Annotated in this window: 26 protein-coding genes; 14 read left to right on the top strand and 12 right to left on the bottom strand. The window is 70.6% G+C overall.

The features are described from left to right. Window positions 1-39: 39 nt before the first annotated feature. On the bottom strand, window positions 40-678 hold the full coding sequence (locus IEY95_RS04870; RefSeq protein WP_189184542.1) for an FMN-binding negative transcriptional regulator: 639 nt from the start codon (window positions 676-678) through the stop codon (window positions 40-42). Next, on the bottom strand, window positions 678-1379 hold the full coding sequence (locus tag IEY95_RS04865) for a pyridoxamine 5'-phosphate oxidase family protein (protein WP_189184541.1): 702 nt from the start codon (window positions 1377-1379) through the stop codon (window positions 678-680). Before IEY95_RS04865 ends, IEY95_RS04870 begins: the two co-directional genes overlap by 1 nt. Before the next feature lie 35 nt (window positions 1380-1414). Here IEY95_RS04865 and IEY95_RS04860 point away from each other — a divergent pair, with 35 nt between their 5' ends. Continuing rightward, window positions 1415-2746, top strand: coding sequence for an aminotransferase class I/II-fold pyridoxal phosphate-dependent enzyme (locus IEY95_RS04860; protein WP_189184540.1), 1332 nt, complete (start codon window positions 1415-1417; stop codon window positions 2744-2746). Between the two features lies 1 nt (window position 2747). Here IEY95_RS04860 and IEY95_RS04855 read toward each other — a convergent pair whose 3' ends face one another. After that, window positions 2748-3683 (bottom strand): DMT family transporter, encoded by a 936-nt coding sequence (locus IEY95_RS04855; RefSeq protein WP_189184539.1) that lies wholly within the window; start codon window positions 3681-3683, stop codon window positions 2748-2750. 75 nt (window positions 3684-3758) lie between these two features. On the opposite strand from IEY95_RS04855, the gene IEY95_RS04850 reads away from it, so the two are divergent. Then, a complete protein-coding gene (locus tag IEY95_RS04850) occupies window positions 3759-4661 on the top strand; it encodes a LysR family transcriptional regulator (RefSeq protein ID WP_189184538.1) in 903 nt (300 codons plus the stop codon). Window positions 4662-4696: 35 nt separating this feature from the next. On the opposite strand, the gene IEY95_RS04845 is transcribed toward IEY95_RS04850, so the two are convergent. Beyond that, window positions 4697-5164: a pyridoxamine 5'-phosphate oxidase family protein gene (locus tag IEY95_RS04845; protein ID WP_189184537.1), complete on the bottom strand. Its 468-nt coding sequence runs from the start codon at window positions 5162-5164 to the stop codon at window positions 4697-4699. Between the two features lie 144 nt (window positions 5165-5308). On the opposite strand from IEY95_RS04845, the gene IEY95_RS04840 reads away from it, so the two are divergent. Next, the gene (locus IEY95_RS04840; protein WP_189184536.1) at window positions 5309-5947 is read left to right on the top strand and encodes a cysteine hydrolase family protein; all 639 of its coding nucleotides are present in this window, start codon (window positions 5309-5311) and stop codon (window positions 5945-5947) included. 45 nt (window positions 5948-5992) lie between these two features. Here the strand turns inward: IEY95_RS04840 and IEY95_RS04835 are convergent, their stop codons facing one another. Further along, window positions 5993-6469, bottom strand: a complete 477-nt coding sequence (locus tag IEY95_RS04835) for a Rieske (2Fe-2S) protein (RefSeq protein ID WP_189184535.1) — start codon at window positions 6467-6469, stop codon at window positions 5993-5995. Window positions 6470-6621: 152 nt separating this feature from the next. On the opposite strand from IEY95_RS04835, the gene IEY95_RS04830 reads away from it, so the two are divergent. From IEY95_RS04830 to IEY95_RS04800, 7 genes are all read left to right on the top strand, one after another. Then, window positions 6622-7386 (top strand): HipA family kinase, encoded by a 765-nt coding sequence (locus tag IEY95_RS04830; RefSeq protein WP_189184534.1) that lies wholly within the window; start codon window positions 6622-6624, stop codon window positions 7384-7386. Next, on the top strand, window positions 7383-7766 hold the full coding sequence (locus tag IEY95_RS04825; protein WP_189184533.1) for a DUF3037 domain-containing protein: 384 nt from the start codon (window positions 7383-7385) through the stop codon (window positions 7764-7766). Before IEY95_RS04830 ends, IEY95_RS04825 begins: the two co-directional genes overlap by 4 nt. A 216-nt stretch (window positions 7767-7982) precedes the next feature. Then, the gene (fabG, locus tag IEY95_RS04820) at window positions 7983-8744 is read left to right on the top strand and encodes a 3-oxoacyl-ACP reductase FabG (protein ID WP_189184532.1); all 762 of its coding nucleotides are present in this window, start codon (window positions 7983-7985) and stop codon (window positions 8742-8744) included. A gap of 17 nt (window positions 8745-8761) precedes the next feature. Then, on the top strand, window positions 8762-9523 hold the full coding sequence (locus tag IEY95_RS04815; RefSeq protein ID WP_189184531.1) for an SDR family oxidoreductase: 762 nt from the start codon (window positions 8762-8764) through the stop codon (window positions 9521-9523). A 206-nt stretch (window positions 9524-9729) separates the two neighbouring features. Continuing rightward, the gene (locus IEY95_RS04810; RefSeq protein ID WP_189184530.1) at window positions 9730-11310 is read left to right on the top strand and encodes an ABC transporter substrate-binding protein; all 1581 of its coding nucleotides are present in this window, start codon (window positions 9730-9732) and stop codon (window positions 11308-11310) included. A gap of 113 nt (window positions 11311-11423) precedes the next feature. Continuing rightward, the gene (locus IEY95_RS04805) at window positions 11424-12107 is read left to right on the top strand and encodes a uracil-DNA glycosylase (RefSeq protein WP_189184529.1); all 684 of its coding nucleotides are present in this window, start codon (window positions 11424-11426) and stop codon (window positions 12105-12107) included. A 122-nt stretch (window positions 12108-12229) separates the two neighbouring features. Further along, window positions 12230-12787, top strand: a complete 558-nt coding sequence (locus IEY95_RS04800; protein WP_189184528.1) for a tetratricopeptide repeat protein — start codon at window positions 12230-12232, stop codon at window positions 12785-12787. A 110-nt stretch (window positions 12788-12897) separates the two neighbouring features. Here IEY95_RS04800 and IEY95_RS04795 read toward each other — a convergent pair whose 3' ends face one another. After that, window positions 12898-13329: a hypothetical protein gene (locus tag IEY95_RS04795; RefSeq protein WP_229702556.1), complete on the bottom strand. Its 432-nt coding sequence runs from the start codon at window positions 13327-13329 to the stop codon at window positions 12898-12900. Window positions 13330-13740: 411 nt separating this feature from the next. Continuing rightward, window positions 13741-14286, bottom strand: a complete 546-nt coding sequence (locus tag IEY95_RS04790; RefSeq protein WP_189184526.1) for a TetR family transcriptional regulator C-terminal domain-containing protein — start codon at window positions 14284-14286, stop codon at window positions 13741-13743. Here IEY95_RS04790 and IEY95_RS04785 point away from each other — a divergent pair. Together IEY95_RS04785 and IEY95_RS04780 are read left to right on the top strand one after the other, a co-directional pair. Continuing rightward, entirely contained in the window at window positions 14177-15307 is a 1131-nt protein-coding gene (locus IEY95_RS04785; protein ID WP_189184525.1) for an FAD-dependent monooxygenase, read from the top strand. The two genes, IEY95_RS04790 and IEY95_RS04785, sit on opposite strands and share 110 nt — an antisense overlap. A gap of 10 nt (window positions 15308-15317) precedes the next feature. Beyond that, window positions 15318-16229: a Gfo/Idh/MocA family protein gene (locus tag IEY95_RS04780; protein WP_189184524.1), complete on the top strand. Its 912-nt coding sequence runs from the start codon at window positions 15318-15320 to the stop codon at window positions 16227-16229. Here IEY95_RS04780 and lnt read toward each other — a convergent pair. From lnt to IEY95_RS04765, 3 genes are all read right to left on the bottom strand, one after another. Beyond that, complete coding sequence (gene lnt / locus IEY95_RS04775; RefSeq protein ID WP_189184523.1) at window positions 16147-17721, bottom strand: apolipoprotein N-acyltransferase; 1575 nt, start codon at window positions 17719-17721, stop codon at window positions 16147-16149. The two genes, IEY95_RS04780 and lnt, sit on opposite strands and share 83 nt — an antisense overlap. A 275-nt stretch (window positions 17722-17996) precedes the next feature. After that, window positions 17997-18482, bottom strand: coding sequence for a nuclear transport factor 2 family protein (locus IEY95_RS04770; RefSeq protein WP_189184522.1), 486 nt, complete (start codon window positions 18480-18482; stop codon window positions 17997-17999). A gap of 213 nt (window positions 18483-18695) precedes the next feature. Further along, the gene (locus IEY95_RS04765; protein ID WP_505992874.1) at window positions 18696-19592 is read right to left on the bottom strand and encodes a YhjD/YihY/BrkB family envelope integrity protein; all 897 of its coding nucleotides are present in this window, start codon (window positions 19590-19592) and stop codon (window positions 18696-18698) included. A gap of 243 nt (window positions 19593-19835) precedes the next feature. On the opposite strand from IEY95_RS04765, the gene IEY95_RS04760 reads away from it, so the two are divergent. Together IEY95_RS04760 and IEY95_RS04755 are read left to right on the top strand one after the other, a co-directional pair. Then, a complete protein-coding gene (locus IEY95_RS04760; protein ID WP_189184520.1) occupies window positions 19836-20828 on the top strand; it encodes an LLM class flavin-dependent oxidoreductase in 993 nt (330 codons plus the stop codon). A gap of 193 nt (window positions 20829-21021) precedes the next feature. Next, the gene (locus tag IEY95_RS04755) at window positions 21022-21762 is read left to right on the top strand and encodes an SDR family NAD(P)-dependent oxidoreductase (RefSeq protein WP_189184519.1); all 741 of its coding nucleotides are present in this window, start codon (window positions 21022-21024) and stop codon (window positions 21760-21762) included. A gap of 274 nt (window positions 21763-22036) precedes the next feature. Here IEY95_RS04755 and IEY95_RS48740 read toward each other — a convergent pair whose 3' ends face one another. Next, entirely contained in the window at window positions 22037-22216 is a 180-nt protein-coding gene (locus IEY95_RS48740; protein ID WP_229702554.1) for a hypothetical protein, read from the bottom strand. A gap of 269 nt (window positions 22217-22485) precedes the next feature. Further along, a complete protein-coding gene (locus tag IEY95_RS04750) occupies window positions 22486-23361 on the bottom strand; it encodes an undecaprenyl-diphosphate phosphatase (RefSeq protein ID WP_189184518.1) in 876 nt (291 codons plus the stop codon). Window positions 23362-23416 lie beyond the last annotated feature (55 nt).

Below are 23416 nucleotides of genomic sequence, written 5' to 3'. Positions count from 1 at the left end.
CCCGTGCGGCCGCGCGGGCCCGGGCGCGGCCCACCGGGCTCACACCCCCCTGCCCCGCCTGCGCACCTGGTGCTCCCGAGCCGCCGCGTCCCCCGGTCCACCGCGCGCCGCCAGCCCGGCCGCGATCCGCTCCTGCACCTCCGTCGGCTTGTGGCTCGCGTACTTGAACTTCGCTCGTACGTCGGTCACTTCGAGCCGCAGACCGCGGATGCCGGAGAGGAGGCGGCCGTACGGGGCCTCGCCGACGGCGGCGGTCGCGGAGCTGCCGTCCGGCTGGAAGTGGCCGACCTGGCGGTTCAGCAGGTCGGCCTTCTCCGCCGGGTCGTCCACGACGTGGGCGGTGCAGCGGAGTTGGACCGCCGTATAGAAGCTCGTCGGCGTGCCGTGCTCGGGCGGTACGTCCGGCGGGGCCTGCCAGGGGCCGGGGATGAAGGCGTAGTCGTCCACCACGCTCAACAGCACGACCGGGTTCGCCTCGAGCGCGGGCCACAGCGGGTTCGGGCGCGCCAAGTGGGTCAGGGCCTCGCCCTGTTCGGCGTCGTACGCGAAGTGCAGCGGCTGCACGTACGGAGGCTCGCCGGACGGTCCGTTCACCGCGAGCTGCCCGAAGTCGTGGGCGGCGAGCCACCGTTGCCACTCGGCGTCGTCGTGAGGCGCGTCCCAGGGGTGGATCAGCATCACAGAGCCGCGAGGTAGTCGGGGAACTCGATGCCGGGGGCCAGGTCGTCGGCGGGGATCGGGGCGCCATGGCCCTTGGCCAGGGGGAGGACTCCGGTCCAGTGGGGGAGTGCGAGGTCCTCGGGCTCGTCGCTCGGGCCGCCGGTGCGGAGCTTCGCGGAGACCTCGTCGAGGTCGAGGCGGATCACGGCGGTGGCCGCCAGTTCCTTGGCGTTGGCGGGGCGCGAGTCGTAGGAGCGGCCGGGGACGACGTGGTCGACCAGGGCGTCGAGGGCCGTGCGCTTCTCGTCCGGGTCCGTCACCTGGTGGGCGATGCCGTGCACCACCACGGAGCGGTAGTTGATCGAGTGATGGAAGGCCGAGCGGGCCAGGACCAGGCCGTCGACATGGGTCACGGTCAGGCAGACCGGCAGCCCGGGATCGGCCTGGCCCGTCATCCGCAGCGGGCGGGAGCCCGTCGAACCGTGCACATAGAGACGCTCGCCGACACGTCCGTACAGCGTCGGCAGGACGACCGGGGCGCCGTCGCGGACGAAGCCGAGGTGGCAGACGTAGCCCTCGTCGAGTATCGCGTGCACCAGCTCGTGGTCGTACGCGGCTCGGTCCTTGGAGCGGGTGGGGACGGTGCGGTCGGTCGGGGTGTAGGCAGCGGGCTGTGTCGTCCCGGGCTGGGTGCTCGTCTCCGGCATCGTCTGTGCCATTGCCTTCTCCATTGCACTAGTGCATAATACTCTTTGTGCTAGAAGAGTATCGGATCCAAGGGCGTCGCGCAGCCGAGATCGCCGCGAGCGTCGAAGGCGGGGTCGGGTCGGGTGACCTGGAGCCGGGTCAACTGCTCCCGCCGATGCGGGAGTTGGCCGAGCGGCTCGGAGTGAATCCCAATACGGTCGCGGCCGCCTATCGCACGCTGCGTGAGCGCGGGGTGATCGAGACCGCGGGCCGCCGGGGCAGCCGGGTGCGCTCGAAGCCCGCCACCACGGGGCGTGAGCACATCCGCGTCGAGGTGCCGGAGGGTGTACGGGACGTGGCCGACGGCAACCCCGACCACGCGCTGCTGCCGGGACTCGCGGAGGCGTTCGCGGCCGCCGCCGAGCGGTCCGACCGCGCGCCGGTGATGTACGGGGCCGCCGCCGTCGAACCGGAGTTGGAGCGTCTCGCGCGCGCCGACCTCGATGCGGACGGGGTGCCCGACGGACCCGTCGTCGTCACCTCGGGATCGCTCGACGCCATTGAGCGCGTCCTCGCGGTCCATCTCAAACCGGGGGATGCCGTCGCCGTCGAGGACCCGGGCTGGGGCAGCCTGCTCGACCTCGCCCCGGCGCTCGGGCTGCGCACGGTCGGCGTCGGCGTCGACGACGAGGGCCCGCTCCCCGACGACGTACGCCGTGCGCTGGAGGCCGGAGCGCGGGCCCTGATCGTCACCGACCGGGCGCAGAACCCGACCGGTGCCGCGGTGAGCGCCACGCGCGCGCGTGCCGTGCGGTCCGTGCTCGAGGCGTACCCGGAGACCCTGCTCATCGAGGACGATCACGGGCATCGGATTGTCGACCTGCCTCTGCATCCCGTGGCAGGGGTCACGCACAGCTGGGCCCTGGTGCGCTCCGTCGCCAAGGCGTACGGCCCCGACCTGCGGCTCGCCGTGCTCACCGGGGATCCCGTCACGGTCGACCGGGTGCACGGGCGGCAGCGTCTGGGCCCCGGCTGGGTGAGCCGTCTGCTGCAGTGCGCGGTGGTGCACTTGTGGACCGCGGGGGCGGTGGATGCACGGGCCGTGGCGGCGGCTTACGGGCGGCGCCGGGACGCTCTGATCGATGCCCTGAAGCAGCGTGGCATCGAGGCGCACGGGCGCAGCGGGATGAACGTGTGGCTCCCCGTCCCGGACGAGACGGGGGCGGTCGCGCGGTTGCTGCACTCCGGCTGGGCGGTCGCGCCCGGGGCGCGCTTTCGGATGAGTGCGCCGCCCGGGATCCGGATCACCGTCTCGACACTCACCCCGGACGACATCGAGCCGCTGGCGGACGCGGTCGCCTCCGCCGTCGGCCCGGCGCCCGCACGTCGCTACGTGTGAATCAGCGGCGCGCCTTCGCCTGGGTGAGCGCCGCGCCCGCGAGGACGACCACCGCTCCGACCGGAGTCGACCAGGTCAGCGACTCGCCGAGGATCGCGACGCCCGCGGCGGTGGCGATCACCGGGATGAAGTACGTGACCATCTGGGCCGTGGTCGGCCCGACCTCGGCGACGATGCCGTACTGGATGAGCATGGCCAGCCCCGTGCCGAGGGCTCCCAGGGCGACGATCGCGAGCAGGGGGATGACCGGGAAGTGGCTGGGCAGCGTGGTGAACAGCGGTGTGACGAGGGCCAGTTGGGCGGTCGCGAGGAGCAGCTGGGCGCCGGTCATCGACAGGTGCGAGTGACCGGCGCCGGCCAGGGTGCGGCGGACGTAGATCCAGCCGATGGGGTAGCTCAGCGAGGCCAGCAGGGCCATCGCCGTGCCCGTGGCGTCCAGGCCGTGGAAGCCCTGCCACACGCCGAGGACCGTGAGCACGCCGAGGAAGCCGATGCCGAGGCCGGCCACCCTGAGGCGGGTCGGCCGGTCCTCGGAGAGGGCGACCAGGGACAGGGCCATGCCCCACAGCGGCGAGGTCGCGTTGCAGATGCCCGCGAGTGTCGACGGGATGGTCAGCTCGGAGTAGGCGAAGAGCGAGAACGGCAGCGCGTTCAGCAGGAAGGCCGCGACCGCGAGATGCCCCCAGGTGCGCGCCCCGCGTGGCAGTCGCTCCCGCTTCACCACCATCGCCGCCGCGAGCACCGCGGTCCCGAAGAGCAGCCGCCCGAAGGTGACCTGGAACGGGGCGTAGCCCTCCGTGCCGACCTTGATGAGCAGGAAGCTGAAGCCCCAGATCAGGGAGAGGGCGCCGAAACGCAGTCGCCAGTCGAGGGCGGTGGGGCGACGTGAAGTCGTCGTGGTGGCGGCGGGGGCTCGACGGCCGGTGACGGTGCTCATGATGACAACGATGAGGCAGAGCCATCTCTTAGCACAAGCGAGATTTTTCAAGCGATATCTCGTAGCATTGCTTACATGTTGAATCTCGAGCGCCTGCGCACCCTCGACGCCCTGGCACGGCACGGCTCGGTGAGCGCCGCGGCCGAGGGGCTGCACGTGACGACGTCGGCCGTCTCCCAGCAGATGTCCAAGCTGGAGCGCGAGGTCGGGCAGCAGCTGCTCGCCAAGAACGGCAGGGGCGTGCGCCTCACCGACGCCGGACGGCTGCTCGCCGACCATGCCGCGCGGATCCTGTCCCAGGTCGAGCTCGCCCAGTCCGACTTGGAGGCGCAGCGCGGTCAGGTGGTGGGTGAGCTGCGGTTGTCGGCGTTCCCGACCGCCGCGCGCGGGCTCTTTCCCGCCGCGCTCGCCGCTCTGCGTACCGATCATCCCGGGCTGCGGGTGCGCTCCTGCGAGCTGGAGCCGGAGGCCGGGGTTGCCGGGGTGGTGCGCGGCGATCTCGATCTGGCGGTCGTGCTCGACTGGTACAACAAGCCGATGCCGCTGCCCGACGGCCTGGTGAAGGCATCGATTCTCGACGACCCGGCCGATGTGGCGATGCCGGTCGGGCACCGGCTCGCGGACCGTGACGAGGTGGACCTCGGTGATTTCGCCGACGACGAGTGGATCACCTGGGGCGAGGGCGAGTTCTGCCACGAGTGGCTGATGTTCACGCTGCGCTCCAAGGGCGTCGAGCCGCGCATCGGGCACCGCGCGGCGGAGACGCACACCCAACTCGGCCTGGTCGCCGCGGGGCTCGGGGTGTGCGTGGCTCCGCTGCTCGGGCGCCATCCGATGCCCGAGGGGGTCGTCACGGTGCCGGTGCGGCAGCGCGTACGGCGCCATGTCTACGTCGTGTGGCGGGCCGACGCCGACCGCCGGCCGTCGATCAGGGCGGCGGTGGATGCCCTGCGCAGGGCCGGGGAAGGCGTCGAGTGAGCTGCGGAGCCGAGTGCGACGCTGGGGCAAGTGCCTTACAGAGGAGGCAGTTTCCGGAAGTCCCAGGAAGCGATCGCCTCAGGAGTCAGCCGCGCCCAGGCGTGACGGCCGTCGTGCGGCATCTCCTCCAGGCCGAAGTTCTTGCGTGCGAACAGGGTCTCGGGGACGTCGAGTTCCGCGCACAGCTCCCCGGTGCGGGGGGCCTCCCCCACGAACTCCACCGTGCCGGACAGTTCGACGCCACGCAGGTCCCCGTACTCCTCACCCGAGTCGATCACCACGGCGACGCGCGGGTCGCGGCGCAGCTCCGCCCAGCGCTTGCTGCGCACCACGGAATACAGCCACAACGAGGTCCCGTCCCAGGCGAACCAGAGGGCGCTCACATGCGGGGCGCCGTCCTTCGACACGGTCGCGACGCGGCAGGTGCGCTGGGTGGTGAGGAACTCGTCCAGTTCGCCGGGAGTCATCATGATCTTCCGGCCCCTGCGCTGAGTGACAGCCATGCGGTCCCCTCTTCTTCCGCGTCGGCCCTCGTCCGAGCCGACAGAGATCCTCTGACATCGCGTCAGAAAAGCATGGGCCGTCTTCCGTCCCCACGCAATGGTCGTTACGCTCGCCCGCTCCGACCTCCGACGACAAGGGGAGCCATGCCGTCGTACGAACAGCTCAGTGAACTCCTCGACCCCGCCACCACGGTGCTGCTCACCGTGGAGTGCCAGCAGGGTGTCGTGGGCCAGGACAGCGCGCTGCCCGAACTCGCCAAGGAGGCACGGTCGTCGGGGGCGCTCGCCCACGTCGCCCGGCTGGTGGCCGCCGCGCACGAGAGCGGGGTGCAGGTCATCCACGCGGTCGCCGAGCGGCGTCCGGACGGCCGGGGCGCCAACCGCAATGCCCGGCTGTTCCGTGCGGCCGAGCGGCTGCCCGTGCAGCAGTTGACGGGGACCACGGCCGTGCGGATCGCGCCGCCCATCGAGGTCGCCGAGGAGGACTTCGTCGTACGCCGGCTGCACGGCCTTTCGCCGATCGCGGGCACCGACGTAGATCCGCTGCTGCGCAACCTCGGCTGCCGCACCCTCGTGGTGACCGGTGTCTCGGCCAACGTGGCGATCCCCAATGCCGTGTTCGACGCCGTGAACCGTGGCTACACCGCAGTCGTGCCCGCGGACGCCATCGCGGGGGTGCCCTCCGACTACACCCCCGCGATGATCCGCAACACGCTCGCCCTGGTCGCCACCATTACCGCGACCGACGACGTGCTGGCCTGCTTCAAGCGACCACGCCGCTGAAGTCCCCAGGGGCCGCGCGAAGTCGACCGCTGAAGTCCCCGGCGATCACGCCAGCGTGATCGAGTCGCCGTCGACAGTGATCTTGGCGGCGGCCAGCGCGCTCGTCGCGGGCCCCTTCTTCACGCTGCCGTCGGTGGCGGAGAACTGGCTGCCGTGGCAGGGGCAGTTGATCACGCCGTTCGAGATGCCCTTCACCGCACATCCCTGGTGGGTGCACTTGGAGGAGAAGGCCTTGAACGTCCCCGCGGTCGGCTGGGTGACCACCACACCCTGGTCGGCGAACACCTTGCCGCCGCCCTCGGGGATGTCGCTGGTCTTGGCGAGGACATTGGCGCCGGCGTTCCCGGCCGCGGCGTTGTCGTCGCCTCCGGAGCCGCCGCCGTTCACCTCGGTGGAACCGGACGACTTCTTGTCGTCCGACCCGCACGCGGTCAGCGCGACGGCGAGCCCCGCCGCGCCGACGGCCGCCACGACGGTGCGGCGGGCCGGAGCCGAGACGGGCTGAAGCGATTCGCTGGTCATGCTGACTTTCCCTTCAACGGACGTGATGGTGATCTGTACAGAACTACGGTCCGCCCGTGGGCCCTGTTCAGGGCGTTGGGATTATTTGACCCAATCGACAGCAGGTCGACAGCTGCGTCCGCTGCCCGCGGTCGCCCCAGTAGCCTGGGGCGATGCTCAAGGAAGTCATCGCGACCCGCTACATCACGCCCCTGCGTGAGGGCGGCTCGCTGCCGGGGCTCGTCGAGGCCGACGATCTCGGGACGTACGTCATGAAGTTCACCGGTGCCGGACAGGGGCGCAAGACGCTCGTGGCGGAGGTCGTCTGCGGTGAACTCGCCCGCAGGCTCGGCCTGCGTGTACCCGGTCTGGTGACGATCGACCTGGACCCGGTCATGGGACTCGGCGAGCCGGACCAGGAGGTCCAGGAGCTGCTGAAGTCGAGCGGCGGGTTGAACCTGGGGATGGACTTCCTCTCCCGCGCGATCGGCTTCGACTCACTCGCTTTCGACGTGAGCCCCGAGGAGGCCGGCCGGATCGTCTGGTTCGACGCGCTCGTCAACAACGTCGACCGCTCCTGGCGCAACCCCAACATGCTGGTCCGAAGCGGCGACCTGTGGCTCATCGACCATGGCGCCACGATGATCTGGCACCATCACTGGCCCGGAGCAGGGGCCTCCGCCGCCAAGCCGTACGACGTCTCCGACCACGCGCTCGCGCCCTTCGGGCCGGACATCGCCTCGGCCGCCGCCGAGCTGGCGCCGCTGGTCACCGAGGAACTGCTCGCCGAGGTGACCGCCGAGATTCCCGAGGAGTGGCTGGCGGACGAGCCCGGCTTCGACTCGACCGACGCGCTGCGCCGCGCCTACGCGCAGCCGCTCCTGGCACGCGCCACCGTCATCCACGAACGCATCAAGGGCATCGAGGGGGACAAGTGAGCGAGCGGGACGTCTTCGAGTACGCGCTGCTGCGCGTGGTGCCGCTGGTCGAGCGCGGCGAGTGCTTCAACGCGGGCGTGCTGGTGTACTGCCGCGCCAAGTCCTTCGTCGCGGCGCGGACACATCTGGACGAAACCAAGCTGCGGGCGCTGGACCCGGAGGCGGACGTGGCGGGCGTACGGGCCGCGCTGCGCGCCGTCGAAGGGGTCTGTGCCGGAGGAGAAGCGGCTGGTCAGGCGGCCCGCGATGACGCCGGGCGGCGTTTTCGCTGGCTGATCGCGCCCCGCTCGACGGTTGTCCAGCCGGGGCCTGTGCACACCGGACTCACCGCCGATCCGGCGGCCGAGGTCGAGCGGTTGCTCGACCTGCTGGTCAGGTAATGGATCACACGCACGCGGTGTGCCGTTGACACCGAGTGCCAGGGCTTCTAGCGTCACGTCTACTGAAGGTACTAAGCGGTCGCTCACCGGAGGGGCGTACCGTGAGCCGCAGGCCTTTCAGGACTGCCGAAGCGTCCGCGAGGGTGCCAAGGTTGCCGAGACGGGCCTTCCCACAGGCTTTCCGACAGGCTTTTCCAAGGGCGAGGAGAACCAGCAATGTCCACCACTGAGCAGCGCGTCGCCGTAGTCACCGGTGCCGCGCGCGGCATCGGCGCCGCGACCGCCGTACGACTGGCCGCGGAGGGCCGCGCCGTCGCGGTGATCGACCTCGACGAGGCCGCGTGCAAGGACACCGTGGAGAAGATCACCGCCGCCGGCGGCAAGGCCATCGGCGTCGGCTGCGACGTCTCCGACGAGGCCCAGGTCGAGGCCGCCATCACGCGGATCGCCGAGGAGCTCGGCGCGCCGACGATCCTGGTGAACAATGCGGGCGTGCTCCGCGACAACCTGCTGTTCAAGATGAGCGCGTCCGACTGGGACACGGTCATGAACGTGCACCTGCGCGGCTCCTTCCTCATGACGCGAGCCGTCCAGAAGTACATGGTGGACGCCAAGTTCGGCCGGATCGTCAACCTGTCCTCGTCCTCGGCGCTCGGCAACCGTGGCCAGGTGAACTACTCCGCTGCCAAGGCCGGTCTGCAGGGCTTCACCAAGACGCTCGCGTTCGAGCTCGGCAAGTTCGGCGTCACCGCGAACGCCGTCGCGCCCGGCTTCATCGTCACCGACATGACCGCCGCCACCGCGGCCCGCGTCGGCATGGGCTTCGAGGAGTTCCAGGCCGCCGCCGCCACGCAGATCCCCGTGGCGCGCGTCGGCAACCCCGACGACATCGCCAACGCGATCGCCTTCTTCACCGGCGAGGCCGCCGGATTCGTCTCCGGCCAGGTGCTGTACGTGGCCGGCGGGCCGCTCAACTAGGGCCGGGAGGCACGGACATGACCACACTTCCCGAACTCTCGGGCAAGGTCGCGCTGATCACTGGCGCGAGCCGCGGCATCGGCTACGGCATCGCGGAGGCCCTCGTCGCCCGCGGCGATCGGGTCTGCATCACCGGCCGCAACGAGGACGCTCTGAAGGAGGCCGTCGAGGCGCTCGGCTCCGAGCGTGTCATCGGCGTCGCCGGCAAGGCCCACGACGAGGCCCACCAGGCCGTCGCCGTCGAGCGCACCATGGAGGCCTTCGGGCGCGTCGACTACCTGGTCAACAACGCCGGTACGAACCCGGTGTTCGGGCCGATCGCCGAGCTGGACCTCAACGTGGCGCGCAAGGTCTTCGAGACCAATGTCGTCTCGGCGCTCGGCTTCGCCCAGCAGACCTGGAAGGCCTGGCAGAGCGAGAACGGCGGCGCGATCGTCAACATCGCCTCCGTCGCGGGCCTCGCTCCCTCGCCGTTCATCGGCGCATACGGCATCAGCAAGGCCGCCATGATCAACCTGACCGTGCAGCTGGCGCACGAGTTCGCGCCCAAGGTACGGGTCAATGCCATCGCGCCCGCCGTGGTGAAGACCAAGTTCGCCGCGGCCCTGTACGAGGGCCGCGAGGCGGAGGCGGCCGCGGGCTACCCGCTCGGCCGGCTCGGCTTGCCCTCCGACATCGGGGGCGCCGCCGCGTTCCTCACCTCGCAGCAGGCGGACTGGGTCACCGGCCAGACGCTCGTGGTCGACGGCGGCAAGTTCCTGAACGCCGGAGTCGAGTAGCCCGCACGTTGTGGAGAGTTGACAAAAACTGCGACGGCGTCGACCGAGGTCGACTTCGACGGAGGCTTCTGCAACGGGTTCACAGAAGTCTGACAACGTAGTCACATCCGTGCTGATCAAGTGCCCTGCCGGGAACGTGGTTCCACCGGCAGGGCACTGCGGTATGGTCTGCCGACCCTTGGTACGGCAGATCGAGGAGCGCGCGCGTGTTCAACCGGAACCGATTCCTGCGACAACTGGCGGCGGCCACGTCCATAACCCTGGTGGCCGGGTGCGGCGTCTTCTCCTCGGGATCGTCCGGCGACAAGGAGCCGATCGTCGTGGGCACCACCAGTGCGCCGAGCACGCTGGACCCGGCCGCCTCCTGGGACGGTTCCTGGGAGCTGTTCCGCAACATCTACCAGACGCTGCTGAGCTACCCCAACGGCGCGGTCACGCCCCAGCCCGACGCGGCCAAGAGCTGCGCGTTCACGGACCTGTCCAATCGCACGTACCGCTGCGTGCTCCGCCCGAACATGAAGTTCGCCGACGGAGACACGCTCGACGCCCGGGCCGTCAAGCACTCCATCGACCGCATCAGGAAGATCGCGGTCCGCGGTGGTCCGGCGGGCCTGCTCGGCAGCCTCGACCGGGTCCAGGTGCTGGGTGACCGCGAGGTCGTCTTCCACCTCAACAAGCCGGACGCCACCTTCCCGTTCGTCCTGGCCACCCCCGCCATGTCGATCGTCGACCCCGAGGATTATCCCGCCGACGCCCTGCGCACGGACGGCAAGGTCTTCGGATCCGGGCCGTACATCCTCCAGTCCTACGAGGAGGGCAAGAAGGCCGAACTGGTCACGAACGACCACTACGACGGCTTCGCCCAGCGCAAGAACGACGCGGTCACCATCCGCTACTTCCCGGACTCGACCCAGATGGTCGAAGCGCTCAGGAACAAGAAGATCGACGTCACCTACCGCGGGCTCGCCGCCTCGGACATCGTCGAGCTCCAGGGGCGCGACTCCCAGAAGGGCATTCAGCTCCTCGAAGGCGCCGGTACCGAAATCAGCTACCTGGTGTTCAACCCGAAGGACCCGTGGGCCGGGAAGCTCGCGGTCCGCAAGGCGATCGCCCAGCTCGTCGACCGGCCGGCCATCGTCCACAAGGTCTACAAGGACACCGTCGACCCGCTGTACTCCATGATCCCCGCGGGTCTGGTCGGGCACAGAGCCGGGTTCTTCGACGACTTCGGGGAACCCAGTTCGTCCAAGGCCCGCAAGATCCTCGTGAAGGCGGGCATCAAGGAGCCCGTCCCGCTCACGCTCTGGTACACGACCGACCGCTACGGTTCCGAGACCGCACCCGAGTTCCGGGAGCTCAAGAGCCAGCTCGATGGCTCCGGCCTGTTCCGCGTCACGCTGAAGAGCCGCCCCTGGAAGACGTACGAGGCGGGCTACCGCAAGGGCGAGTACCCGGTGTTCGGGCGCGGCTGGTTCCCCGACTTCCCGGACGCCGAGAACTTCATCGCGCCCTTCGTGGGCGATCAGAACGCCCTCGGCACGCCCTATCCGGCCCCGCGGATCACGAACAACCTGCTGCCCGAGTCGCGCCGTCAGAGCGACCGCGGCGCCGTGGTCAGGGAGTTCGAGGAGGCCCAGCAGATCCTCGTCGACGACGCCCGGCTGCTGCCGCTGTGGCAGGGCAAGCAGTACGTGGCCGCGAGCGAGGACATCTCGGGTGGCGAGCGGGCCCTGGACCCGTCGACGATCATGGCCATGTGGGAGTTGCACCGCAAGACCAGCTGGTAGCGCGCGGCCGGACCAGCCGGACCAGCCGTGCGGGAGCGGGGCGGGAGCCCATTGTCAGTGGGCGACGGTAGGTTCTGTGGTCTGGAAGTGACCGCACATCGGAGGAAGTTGACGTGACCGATATCGCCATGCTGCCCGAGTCCTGGCGCGGCGTCCTGGGCGAGGAGCTGCAGCAGCCCTACTTCAAGGAACTCACCGAGTTCGTCGAGGAGGAGCGCGCGAAGGGCCCCGTCTACCCTCCGCGGGAGGAGGTCTTCGCCGCGCTCGACGCGACGCCGTACGAGCGGGTGAAGGTGCTCATCCTCGGTCAGGACCCCTACCACGGCGAGGGTCAGGGGCACGGCCTGTGCTTCTCGGTCCGCCCGGGGGTGAAGACCCCGCCTTCGCTCCGCAACATCTACAAGGAGATGAAGGAGGAGCTGGGCACCTCGATCCCGGACAACGGCTATCTGATGCCGTGGGCCGAGCAGGGTGTGCTGCTGTTGAACGCGGTGCTGACGGTGCGCTCCGGCGAGGCCAACTCGCACAAGGGCAAGGGCTGGGAGAAGTTCACGGACGCGGTGATCCGCGCCGTGGCCGACCGGCCCGACCCGGCCGTCTTCGTGCTGTGGGGCAACTACGCGCAGAAGAAGCTCCCGCTGATCGACGAGGAGCGGCACGTGGTGGTGAAGGGGGCGCACCCCTCGCCGCTGTCCGCGAAGAAGTTCTTCGGTTCGCGTCCGTTCACGCAGATCAACGAGGCGGTGGCCCGACAGGGCCACGAGCCCATCGATTGGCAGATCCCGGACCTGGGCTGACACCGGAGCCGCTGGGCCCGGCCGTCACCGGCCTGGCTCAGCGGTGCACGGGGGCGCCTGAGCGTGATTGTCAGTGCCTCGGGCTAGCGTCGTGAGGGACAGCGACGAGCCTGGAGGACGCGGTGGCGGAGCAACAGGAGCAGGCGGCGCCGGACGCCATGATGACCCGGATCGGGCAGGTCGTCATGCTGCACCACGGCGGTGACCGCGAAGAGGCTCGGGGTCGCTTCCTGGACCTGTGGGCGGAGATCGGCGAGGACGGCGACCCCCTGCACCGCTGCACGCTGGCGCACTACATGGCCGACACGCAGGACGATCCTTCGGACGAACTCGCCTGGGACCTGCGGGCGTTGTCGGCGGCCGAGGAGCTCAGCGACGGGCGGGTCGTCGAGCACCACCAGTCGCTCGCGGCGCGCGCGTTCTACCCGTCGCTGCATCTGAATCTGGCCGCCGACTATGTGAAGCTCGGCCGCTCCGAGGCCGCCCGCAGCCATCTGCGCCGGGCCCGTGGCGCGGTCGGGGCCCTCCGGGACGACAGCTACGCGGACGGCGTCCGGGGGGCGATCGGCCGTCTTGAGCTGCGGCTCGACGGTGCCGGGGCAACGGGGGAGGGCCCCGGACCCGACCGCCTCGGCGGGCCCGGAGGCGAAACGCTGGGGCCGCCGAGGCAGCGGCCCTAGCGTGTGCGTGCCGGCCGGCCGTCTCGGATCCGTGGGGTAACCGGCCGCATGCCGGCACCGGTGGCGCGCCCTCGCGACGACGCACCCGCTTGCGACGGGCGCCGACTCCGTCAAGGTCCGTAGGCCCGCCGGCAGATGGTCGCCTCGGGACTGTCCGTCTGCCAGCCCCCGTACTTCCTGCCGAGGGCACACACGTCCGGGTTCTGCGGCACATCGGGGACTGCGGGCGGGACGGCGACGTGCGGCTCGGGGCGCCGTGGCTCGGGATGCGGGGCGGGATGCGGGCGGCGCGGAGGGATCGCCGGTGCCGCTGCGGGCGGCGGGGGAGCCGCACGACGCGGTGTCCCCGCGCTCGGTGCGGGCTTCCGGGACGGCCCGATGTGCTCCAGCGCCTCCCGCGCCGGTGCCTGCACGATCTGTGGCTTGGCCTTGCCGTCCGGACGCGGTGCGTCATGCCGGGACGGCACGGGCGCGGTGCCCGAGGCGGGCGATCGCTGGACGGTCACACAGCCGGTGAGGGCAGTGACAGCCACAGTGACCATGAGCGTTGCGGTCGTCGTTGTTCGATGCACCCGCGCAACTCTGCTGGGTCGGGCCGTCCTTGGGGAGCGGACAAGCGAAGGTTGCCCCGCACGAGTGATCCTTCCGCTCCTCCGGCGGGTGTCGCCGTCAGCAGGGTGACCCGGCGCCGGGTGACTCGACCTCCGCAGGCACCGTGGTGCGTGCCTCACCAACTCGTCGGTGCTGTGCTGCGCGCGTCGTGCTCTCGCTGCCGCCGTGGTGCGCGCCTCGTGCTCTCGCTGCCGCCGTGGTGCGTGTCGGCCATCTCGTCGGCGCCGTGCCCCGTGGCTCACCAGCCGGTGGCGCCATCGATCCGCTCCCGGATCCCGTCGATCCGCTCCCGAATCAGACCGCTCATCGGCGTGCGCGGCGGGGGTTCGGTCCGCTCGTCCTCATGGCGTCAGCATCCCCCTCAACAGCTCGCGGAAGCTCTCCCGCAGTTCGTCGACGCTCGGCACGGAGTCGTGGAACGAACCGGCCACGCACGAGAACATCAGCCCGTCGCACCACGCGACCAGTGACAGCACGTGCCGAGCGGGATCGCGTGACCCCGCCGCCGTGACCAGCGCGTTCAGTGGATCCCGGAGCCGCTGCCCCGCCGCGTCGAAGAACTCCCGCAACTCCGGCCGCCGGGTGGCCTCCAGGGCCAGCTCGTAGCGGGCGACGAGCAGTTCGCGATGGCGCGTCAGATACCGGTGCAGGGCGAGCGCGAAACCGTCGGCGAGCGCGTCGACCCCGCCCCGCGGATCCGGCATCTCGTCGGGCGTCAGCACCTGTGCCTCGCGCTCCGCGAGCCTCCGTACGGCGGCCTCCAACAGGGCGAGCCGGGTGCGTGGCTGGCGGGTCATTGTCCTGGAACGCTCCCCCTCGCTGGCCCCGGTCGGCGCCGGCATCTCCCTCGCCCCCAATGCCCTGCGCGCGCTCGACGTGATCGGCATGGGCGACGAGATTCGTGAGTCGGCCGCCTGGCAGGGCGACGGCGGGATGCGCACCCCGGACGGCCGCTGGGTGTCCCGCACCAGCGCCGCCGCCCTCGCCGCCCGCTTCGGCGGCCCGCTCGTGGTCCTGCACCGGGCGGCCCTCATCGACCGGCTTTCCGCCCGGCTCCCCGAGGGCACCGTGCGCACGGCGGCCGCCGCGACCCTGGTCGACCCCGGCAACGGCACGCGCCCCGCCCTGGTCCGCACCCCGGGCGGCCATGTGGAGGCCGAGCTCGTCGTCGGCGCCGACGGCATCCACTCCGCCGTACGGCAGGCACTCTTTCCCCGCCACCCCGGGCCCGTCTACTCCGGTTTCACCACGTGGCGGATCGTGATCGAGGCGCCGGAGCTGCGCTTCGCGGCGCACGAGACCTGGGGCAGGGGCCGCATCTGGGGAACGCAGCCGCTGAAGGACGGAAGGATCTACGCATACGGCGCCGCCCTGGCCCCCGCCGGGGAGCGAGCGGAAGACGACGAGAGGCGCGAGCTGCTGCGCCGGTTCGGCGACTGGCACGACCCGATCCCGGCCCTGATCGCCGCCGTCGACCCGACGGACGTACTGCGCCACGACGTCCACCACATCACCGAGCCGCTGCCCGCCTTCCACGGCGGACGGGTCGCCCTGCTCGGCGACGCCGCGCACGCCATGCCGCCGACCCTCGGGCAGGGGGGCAACCAGGCCGTCGAGGACGCGATCGTGCTCGCCCACCACGCGCGCCCGGTGGGGACCGATCTGGCCGCGTACACGGCGGACCGCAAGCCCCGTACGACCGCCATCGCGCGGAAGGCCGCCCAGGTGGCCCGGCTCAACCTGATGAGCAACCGCGCCGGCATCGCCGTACGCAACGCCGCGATCGCCGCGCTGTCCAAGGCGGGGCCCGCGCTGCTCCTGCGGAGCTTCGACGGCATCGCCGACTGGCGGCCGCCCGGGCAGCCGTATGCTTCCCCCGAGGTCAGGAACCCGCAACGCACCCTTTGAGGAGACCCCTGTGAAGGTCGGCTGCATCGGACTCGGCGACATCGCGCAGAAGGCATATCTGCCGGTGCTGGGCACGCAGCCGGGGTGGGAACTGCATCTGCAGACGCGGAGCCCCGCGACGCTCGACCGGGTCGCCGACAGCCTCCACCTTCCCGAGGCGCAGCGGCACACCGATCTGTCGGAGCTCCTGGCGCAGGATCTCGACGCGGCGTTCGTGCACGCCGCCACCGTCGTGCATCCAGAGATCGTCACGCGGCTGCTGGAGGCAGGGGTACCGACGTACGTCGACAAGCCGCTCGCGTACGAACTCGCCGACTCCGAGCGGCTCGTGCGGCTCGCGGAGGAGCGGCACGTCAGTCTCGCGGTCGGCTTCAACAGGCGTTACGCGCCCGCCTACGCGCAGTGCGCCGATCACCCGCGTGAGCTGATCCTGATGCAGAAGAACCGCATAGGACTGCCCGAGGCGCCGCGCACGATGGTCCTCGACGACTTCATCCATGTCGTGGACACCCTGCGGTTCCTGGTGCCGGGGCCGGTCGACGACGTGACCGTACGGGCCCGCGTAGAGAATGGGCTGTTGCACCACGTCGTGCTGCAACTGGCCGGAGACGGCTTCACGGCGCTCGGCGTCATGAACCGGCTCAGCGGCTCGAACGAAGAGATCCTCGAGGTCTCGGGCCAGGACACCAAGCGTCAGGTGGTCAACCTCGCCGAGGTGATCGACCACAAGGGGCAGCCGACCGTCCGGCGGCGCGGGGACTGGGTGCCGGTCGCCAGGCAGCGCGGTATGGAGCAGGCGGTGATCGCCTTCCTCGACGCGGTGCGCGCGGGCAAGGTGCTCAGCGCCCAGGACGCGCTGGCGACTCATGAACTGTGCGAGCGGGTGGTACGTGTGGTTGAGGAGCGTGCCGCCGCGCTCTGAACGCGCGGGCGCCCTCCGTCGCGCACAGCGCCGTCAGCACCAGCAGGGCCGCGTGCACGGGCCAGTCGCCGAACCTGACGTACGGCGTGACACCTCGGGCCAGCGGCACCTCGTAGACCATCGTCGTGCTCGCGTCCGTGCCGAGCCACGAGCCGATGCGCTCACCGCTCGGGCCGTAGACCGCGGAGACGCCGGTCAGCGTCGCGTGCACCATGGGGCGGCCGGTCTCGGCGGCCCGCAGCGCGGCGAGTGAGGCATGCTGCTCGGGTGCCCAGCTCTTCTGGAAGGTCGACGTCGACGACTGCGCGAGGAGCACCCCGGCGCCGTCCTGGGCGAGATGGCGGCTCATGTCGGGGAAGGCCGTCTCGAAGCAGACCATGGGGCCGATGCGCAGACCGTGCCCGACGTTCATCACCACCTGTTCGGTGCCGCGCCTGCGGTCCTCGCCCGCCGCCTTGCCCACCGAGGTCGCCCAGCCGAGCAGGGATCGCGCGGGTACGTACTCGCCGAAGGGCACGAGCCGCATCTTGTCGTAGCGGTCGCCGGTCGGGCCCTGCGGTCCCACCAGGACCGAGCTCTTGTAGATGCCGGGCCGGTCGGAGCGGCGCGCGTCGACGTTCACCAGGATGTCGGCGCCGGTGAGGCGGGAGAGCGCGGCGATCCGGTTCGCCAGGTCGGGGCGGTGGGCCAGGTCGAATCCGACGCTGCTCTCGCCCCAGACGACCAGGGCGACGTTCTGCCCGGCGAGCGTACGGGTGAGCGCCTCCTCGCGCGCGAACCGCTTGACGGGGCTGCCCATGCCATCGACGATCCCGGTCTGTACGACGGCGATCCGGGCCCGGCCGTCCACATCGGGGCGCGGCGACCACACCCACGCCGCGGAGGTCGCGGCGGCCGTCGCCAGCAGTCCTGCCACGGCAGGCCTACGGGACTCACGTACCGCGATCAGTACGGCGACGGCGACGTTGACCGCCACCACCAGGAAGCTGAGCAGCCACACCCCGCCGACGGAGGCCAGCCGCAGCGCGGGCGCCACTTCCCACTGGCTCGATCCGAGCAGGCCCCACGGGCCGCCCAAGCCCTGCCAGGACCGGGCCAGTTCGACCACCAGCCACCCCGACGGCAGTACGACGAGCGCGGCGCCGACCCGTCCAGCCGAGGGCACGCCGGCGAGGAACCGCCGGACGAGCCAGCCCCAGGGGGCCCACAGCGCACCGAGCAGGGCCGCGATGACCACCGTGAACACATGCAGGCTCGGGAGCAGCCAGTGGTGCATCGCGAGCATGAAGCCCAGCCCGCCGAGCCAGCCGTCGAACGCGGCCCTCCTGCCGGTCGGGGCCGAGCGGGCCAGCAGGATCCAGGGCACGAGCGCGATGTACGCGAACCACCACCAGGACGGGGCGGGAAAGGCGAGCACGGGCAGCGCGCCCGCCAGCGCGGCGATGATCCCGCGCCACCAAGGAGAGGCGAGCCATTGGTCGGGCCTCTTCATGCAGCGCCTCCCTCCCCAGGTGCGTGCCTCCAGTGTGCGCGTCGGGGACGATCTCCGACAGGGGGCATCGGCGGGGGCGCCTCTGGTGGTGAGTGCGGTCGGCAGGGGGCCGCTCCGGCGGCAGGTGCCGTGGCAGGAGCCGCCGGGGTGGCGGGTGTCATCGGTGGGGCGCCTGCTGGGGTGGCGGGTGTCATTGGTGGGGCGCCTGCTGGGGTGGCGGGTGTCATCGGTGGGCGCCCGGTTCGGTGGCGGGTGCCATGGGGGAGCGGGCGCGCTCAGGTGGCCGCCGGTTGCTGAAGCGTCCGCGGGGTGCGGCGCCACTTTTCCTGGACGATCACGTGGCGCAGCCGCCAGCCGTCGTCGGTGCGCACCAACCCGAAGGCGTAGCGGCCGCCGCACACGAAGTCGGGCGCGGTGGATCCTCCGTCGTGTCCCGCGAACCTCATCGGATTGATGTAATCCGCCTGGACCCGGGCCGTGTCGCCCGTGTCCTGCTCCAGGATCCCGAACCGGACGCGCCGGTTGACGATCAAATGCTGGCGCATCGGGAACAGCTCCATGCTCTCGGCGAGCCATCCCACCACCTGGTCGACGTCGCCCTCGATGCCGCCGGCCGAGCGGTAGTCCGCGCGCCCGTCCGGCGCGAACAGCCCCCGGTACGCCTCCCAGTCGCCGTCGTCCACCGCCACCGCGTAGTCGGTGACGAGTCCATCCACGGCGAACCGGTCCAACACGGTCGCGAGCTCCACACGCTGCGTCATCGGCTCAGTGTTGGCCACGGAGCGTGCCACGCCAAGGGCCGTGCGGTGATATTCGGCGGGTGATATTCCGTGGCTCCGGAAGGTTCACCCGGTGGACGCTTTTGCCGGTGGGTCATCAATCCCTTCCGCCCGCGTGGAAGCTGGACTGGATCACGTGGGTCCAAACGGTCGGCCTCCCACGTGTCGGCGCGGGCCGGCGGTGGTCGCCCAGGCCTATGAGTTGTCCGAGTCCTTTGAGCTGTCCGAGTCCTTTGACCGACGGTGGGGAACCTGCTCCCGAGCGGTGCGCCAACGCGATCGGCTCTGTTCGACCACGCTGTCCCACTGCCGGCGGATCTCGTTGTCGGAAGGGCGCTGGCCCGCACGGATCCGGGTGAGCTCATCGCGTACCTCGCGTCCCACTGCCGCCGACGCGACGACGACGAGCATGGCGCCGAAGAGTGCCGAGAGCATCGCGAAGACGGCGCCGACCGCTCCGTAGCGTGAGGCGGAGGAATTGAAGAGATGGGGAAGGTAGATGGCCGCGCCCACCGAGTAGAGCCCCGCCAGAACGGCCGCGATGATGCCGAAGGGGAGCAGGTCCGGCCCATCGATCCGCTTCGCCGACAGGAGCCGGCCGCTCCAGACGAGGAAGACGACGGTCACCGGTACCCCGCACACCGCGGCCGCCAGACCCAGCCGGCCCCCGTCGAGGACCGCATGGAGCCACGCGGTGGCCGTCGTATAGCCACCGAGAGCGAGGATCCACCACAGGCCGTTCCGGGTGTTGCGTACGCTGAGCGGCTTCAGTTGCCAGGTCTGTTCGAACAGCCGTTGCGCGGCTCGCGCGAAGCTCAGCAGGGAGATCAGCAGAAACACGACCCCGAAGAGGCCCACGCTCGTACTGGTCTTCCCGGCAGGGGAGAAGAGGGATCTGACCGCATCGGCGCCTCCGTCGGTGAGGCCGTAGCGCGTGATGACCCGCTCCGCGGCGTTGTAGTCCGTGAATGTGCCCAGGACGACGCCGCTGAGGATCGCGAGCGGGATCATCGCGGTGAGCGCGCTGGACGACAGAGCCATCGAGCGGTCGAAGCCCACGATTCTCTGGAACCGGTTGATGACCCGCAACACGAAGGCGGGACGGAGCCAGAACGTCAGCGTTCTGACGAGGCGCTCGCGATTGATCCCCGCCGTTCTGTCCTCCGTGAAGATCGGGACCTGTGTGGCGACGCGAGCCTAACGGATGGTCGTGGGGCCAACGAGGGACGACACGGGAGGCCGGACGGCGACCGCATGGCCTCGTGCCACAGGGCGGTCCAACCAGCCCTGTGCGCAGGGGACTTGGGCGCTGATGGCGCTTCCTATACTGACGGAATGATCTCCGTTCCGCTCAGCGCGCTCGAAGTGGCCATGGTCCAAACGGGTGCCCCAGCCGCAGACACGTTACGAGACACCACCGAGTTCGCCCGACGTCTTGAAGACCTCGGCTACCTGCGACTCTGGTACGCCGAGCATCATCATTCTCCGGCCATCGGAGCGTTCCCGCCTGTCGTCCTGACCGCACACGCGGCCGCGTTGACGTCGTCCATCCGACTCGGATCCGGGGGCGTTCTCGCTCCGAACCACGCCCCGATCATGCTGGCGGAGCAATTCGGCACGCTGGCCGCACTGCACGCGGGCCGGATCGACCTGGGCATCGGCCGTGGCCCGGGCACCTTCGACGATTCCACGGCGCGGGCGCTGCGCCGTGGGGCCGGTCCGACAACGGACGACGAGTACCGCGACGATGTGTCGTCGACTCTGCGTTTCTTGGTGGACGAGGTCGCGCTCGGCCCGCTCCCGGAGCCATGGCTGCTGTCCTCGAGCACGGCCGGTGCCGCGCTCGCCGCGGCACTCGGGCTACCGATCGCCCTCGCCCATCACATTCGCCCTGACAACACCCTGGCCGCGCTGAGCCACTACCGCGAGCATTTCTCCCCCTCCCGCTGGTGCCGGCGCCCGCGCGTGCTGATCTGCGTGGAAACGGTGTGCGCCGAGACGGAGCAGGAGGCGGCCCGGCTCGCCGGCCCGATGGATGTCGTCAAGGCCGGACTCCTCAAGGGACGAGGCGACATTCCCTTCCCCACGCCCGAAGAGGCATCGGCCCACTCGTTCACCGCAGAAGAAGTTCAGGCGCTGACGAGCTTCCGCGCCCAACAGGCACACGGCTCACCCGAGACGGTTGCGAAGCGCCTGATGGACCTGGTGGACGCGACCCGTGCGGACGAACTCATGCTGGTGACGCCCATCTACGCTCTGGCCGACCGCCTGAGGTCGTACGAACTTGTCATGCAGCACCTGATGATGCCGACGGCCTCACAGCAGTGATCACCACGTAGTCCGGGGTGTACGTACGGTGACCGCGAACGCCGACACCCTTGTACACGCGCGGGACCCAGACGGCGCGGCGGCGCTGTTGCCCGAGGAGCGGCCGTACCCGCTTAGCGAGGACGTGTCGGCACATGCGCAGTCGTAGGATGATCCGATCACGGGTGACTCATTGCGGCATGAGGAGGCGTGTATGTCACGTCCTGTCACCGTCGTCACGGGCGGCAGCCGGGGGATCGGCGCCGCGACATGCACGCGCCTCGCGGCGGACGGGCACGACGTGGTGGTGGGGTACGTCAGTGACGGAGCGGCCGCCGAGTGGACCGCGACCGCCGTCCGCGCCGCCGGAGCGCGCTGTGTCACCGTCCGCGTGGACACCTCGGACGAGGACGACGTCGAGCGGCTCTTCGACACGGCGGCGGACCGGCTGGGGCCCGTGACGGGGCTCGTGAACAACGCCGGGGTGACTGGCCCCCTCGGCAGGCTCGCGGACACCGACCCCGCCGATCTGCGACGTGTGCTGGAGGTCAACCTCCTGGGCACGCTGCTGTGTTCGCGCCGGGCAGCCCGGTCCATGGCGGCCTGGGGGAGCGGCGTCATCGTCAATGTGTCCTCGGCGGCCGCCACGCTCGGCAGTCCCGGCGAGTTCGTGCACTACGCGGCCACCAAGGCGGCTGTCGACGCGCTGACGACGGGTCTGGCCAAAGAACTCGGCCCCGATGGCATCCGCGTCAACGCGGTCGCACCCGGCATGATCGACACCGAGATGCACGCGACGATGGGCGACCCGGGCCGCGCCGAGCGCGCCGCCGCCTCGATTCCGCTCCGCCGCGTCGGTCAGGCCGAGGAAATCGCCGCCGCCATCGCGTGGTTGATGTCGCCCGAGTCGTCGTACACGACGGGGGCCGTGCTTCGGGTGTCCGGAGGGCGGTGACGGAGCGCCGCTCGGCGTCGGGCGCCGAAGCGCGGGTGCGCCGGCCTCAAGTGGCGGGCTGCCGTGGGGATGTACCGGCTTCGGCCGGTGGGCTGCCGACCGGATGTGGATGTGCCGACTTCGGCCGGTGGGCTGCCGCCCGGATGTGGAGGTGCCGGCTTCGGCCGGCCGGCTGTCCTGGAGGCGTGTCGGCATCCACGGGGCCGCTGCCGTGGAGATGCGTCGGCGTCGACCGGTGGGCAGTCAGGCCCGGTCGGCGCTCACTCCGCGGCTCTCATGCCGCCTCGACGACCTCTCCCCGTATTGCTTCCGCCCACTTCACGACCAGCAGTTCGTACTCCGCCCGCTCCTGGGCGGACAGGGAACCGCCCGCACGCGTCCACAGAGCGCGGATCTGCTCGTTTAACGCGGCAGCGGACCGCACGGAACCAGAGGGAGTGAAATCGGGGGACATGCGCACAAGCCTAGGGGCAAGGACTGACAGTGCGCTACCGGGCGGCTACTCATGCCCTATGTGCTTCGTCACGGCCGGCGGGGAATCCGACGCGCTGTCCGCTGCGCACCGCCTCGGACGGGCTCAGTCGATCCGGACGACGACGCACTGACCGCGCAGTTGCGCGCCGCGAAAGAAGGCACGCAGTGCGAGGAAGTACTCGACCAGGTAGTCCCTTACGTTGCCGCGGAACCCCTCGAAGCCGACGGCGGAGGCGGCGGCTTCCGGCGTCAGCCCGACGACTCCGCCGCGTGCGGGCTCAGACCGCCCGTCGCCACCAGGGCGATGATGACGATGCCGAGCGCGATCCGGTACCAGACGAACGGCATGAAGCTCTTGTGCGAGATGAACTTCATGAACCAGGCGATGACGGCGTAGCCGACCGCGAACGCGATCACGGTCGCGAAGATCGTCGGGCCCCAGGAGATGTGCCCCTCCTCGGCGGCGTCCTTGAGTTCGAAGGTGCCGGAGGCGAGGACGGCCGGCATGGCGAGGAGGAAGGAGTAACGGGCGGCCGCCTCGCGGGTGTAGCCCATGAACAGGCCGCCGCTGATGGTCGCGCCGGATCGGGAGACTCCGGGGACCAGTGCCATCGCCTGGCAGAGGCCGTAGAGCAGGCCGTCCTTGGCGTTCAGATCCTCAAGTGTCTTGCGCTGCTTGGCCGCCCGGTGCTTCCCACCCGTCTCGTCGCGTGCCGCGAGCCGGTCGGCGACGCCGATGACCACGCCCATCACGATCAGCATCGTGGCGGTGACCCGAAGATCGCGGAAGGGCCCCTCGATCTGGTCCTTGAGCGTCACCCCGAGCACACCGATCGGAATGGAGCCGACGATCACCAGCCAGCCCATCTGTGCGTCGTGGTCCCGCCGCATCGCCTTGTTCGTGAGCGAGCGGAACCACGCCGTGAGAATCCGTCCGACGTCCTTGCGGAAGTAGATCAGGACCGCGGCCTCCGTGCCGAGCTGGGTGATCGCGGTGAAGGCCGCGCCCGGGTCGTCCCAGCTCGCGAACGCCGCGGTCAGACGCAGATGGGCGCTGGAGGAGACGGGAAGGAACTCGGTCAGCCCCTGGACGAGTCCGAGGACGAGGGATTCAAACCAAGACATGAAGTTACGTGGTCCAAGTGCCGATGGTGGGAGGGGGTGACGGGCACGTCGTGCC

It is taken from the genome of Streptomyces albiflavescens, from assembly GCF_014645835.1.
GTDB classification, from domain to species: Bacteria; Actinomycetota; Actinomycetes; order Streptomycetales; family Streptomycetaceae; genus Streptomyces; species Streptomyces albiflavescens.
This window is presented reverse-complemented; position numbering and strand designations above follow the sequence as displayed.

Bases quoted from the DNA above. Each gene is read 5' to 3' on its own strand.
- IEY95_RS04870 (WP_189184542.1), bottom strand. From the start codon at position 678: ATGCTGATCCACCCCTGGGACGCGCCTCACGACGACGCCGAGTGGCAA.
- IEY95_RS04755 (WP_189184519.1), top strand. From the start codon at position 21,022: ATGTCACGTCCTGTCACCGTCGTCACGGGCGGCAGCCGGGGGATCGGC.
- IEY95_RS04750 (WP_189184518.1), bottom strand. From the start codon at position 23,361: ATGTCTTGGTTTGAATCCCTCGTCCTCGGACTCGTCCAGGGGCTGACC.
- IEY95_RS04795 (WP_229702556.1), bottom strand. From the start codon at position 13,329: ATGGTCACTGTGGCTGTCACTGCCCTCACCGGCTGTGTGACCGTCCAG.
- IEY95_RS04845 (WP_189184537.1), bottom strand. From the start codon at position 5,164: ATGGCTGTCACTCAGCGCAGGGGCCGGAAGATCATGATGACTCCCGGC.
- IEY95_RS04835 (WP_189184535.1), bottom strand. From the start codon at position 6,469: ATGACCAGCGAATCGCTTCAGCCCGTCTCGGCTCCGGCCCGCCGCACC.
- IEY95_RS04850 (WP_189184538.1), top strand. From the start codon at position 3,759: ATGTTGAATCTCGAGCGCCTGCGCACCCTCGACGCCCTGGCACGGCAC.
- IEY95_RS04840 (WP_189184536.1), top strand. From the start codon at position 5,309: ATGCCGTCGTACGAACAGCTCAGTGAACTCCTCGACCCCGCCACCACG.
- IEY95_RS04790 (WP_189184526.1), bottom strand. From the start codon at position 14,286: ATGCCGATCACGTCGAGCGCGCGCAGGGCATTGGGGGCGAGGGAGATG.
- IEY95_RS04815 (WP_189184531.1), top strand. From the start codon at position 8,762: ATGACCACACTTCCCGAACTCTCGGGCAAGGTCGCGCTGATCACTGGC.
- IEY95_RS04760 (WP_189184520.1), top strand. From the start codon at position 19,836: ATGATCTCCGTTCCGCTCAGCGCGCTCGAAGTGGCCATGGTCCAAACG.
- IEY95_RS04855 (WP_189184539.1), bottom strand. From the start codon at position 3,683: ATGAGCACCGTCACCGGCCGTCGAGCCCCCGCCGCCACCACGACGACT.
- IEY95_RS04830 (WP_189184534.1), top strand. From the start codon at position 6,622: ATGCTCAAGGAAGTCATCGCGACCCGCTACATCACGCCCCTGCGTGAG.
- lnt (WP_189184523.1), bottom strand. From the start codon at position 17,721: ATGAAGAGGCCCGACCAATGGCTCGCCTCTCCTTGGTGGCGCGGGATC.
- IEY95_RS48740 (WP_229702554.1), bottom strand. From the start codon at position 22,216: ATGTCCCCCGATTTCACTCCCTCTGGTTCCGTGCGGTCCGCTGCCGCG.
- fabG (WP_189184532.1), top strand. From the start codon at position 7,983: ATGTCCACCACTGAGCAGCGCGTCGCCGTAGTCACCGGTGCCGCGCGC.
- IEY95_RS04770 (WP_189184522.1), bottom strand. From the start codon at position 18,482: ATGACGCAGCGTGTGGAGCTCGCGACCGTGTTGGACCGGTTCGCCGTG.
- IEY95_RS04865 (WP_189184541.1), bottom strand. From the start codon at position 1,379: ATGGCACAGACGATGCCGGAGACGAGCACCCAGCCCGGGACGACACAG.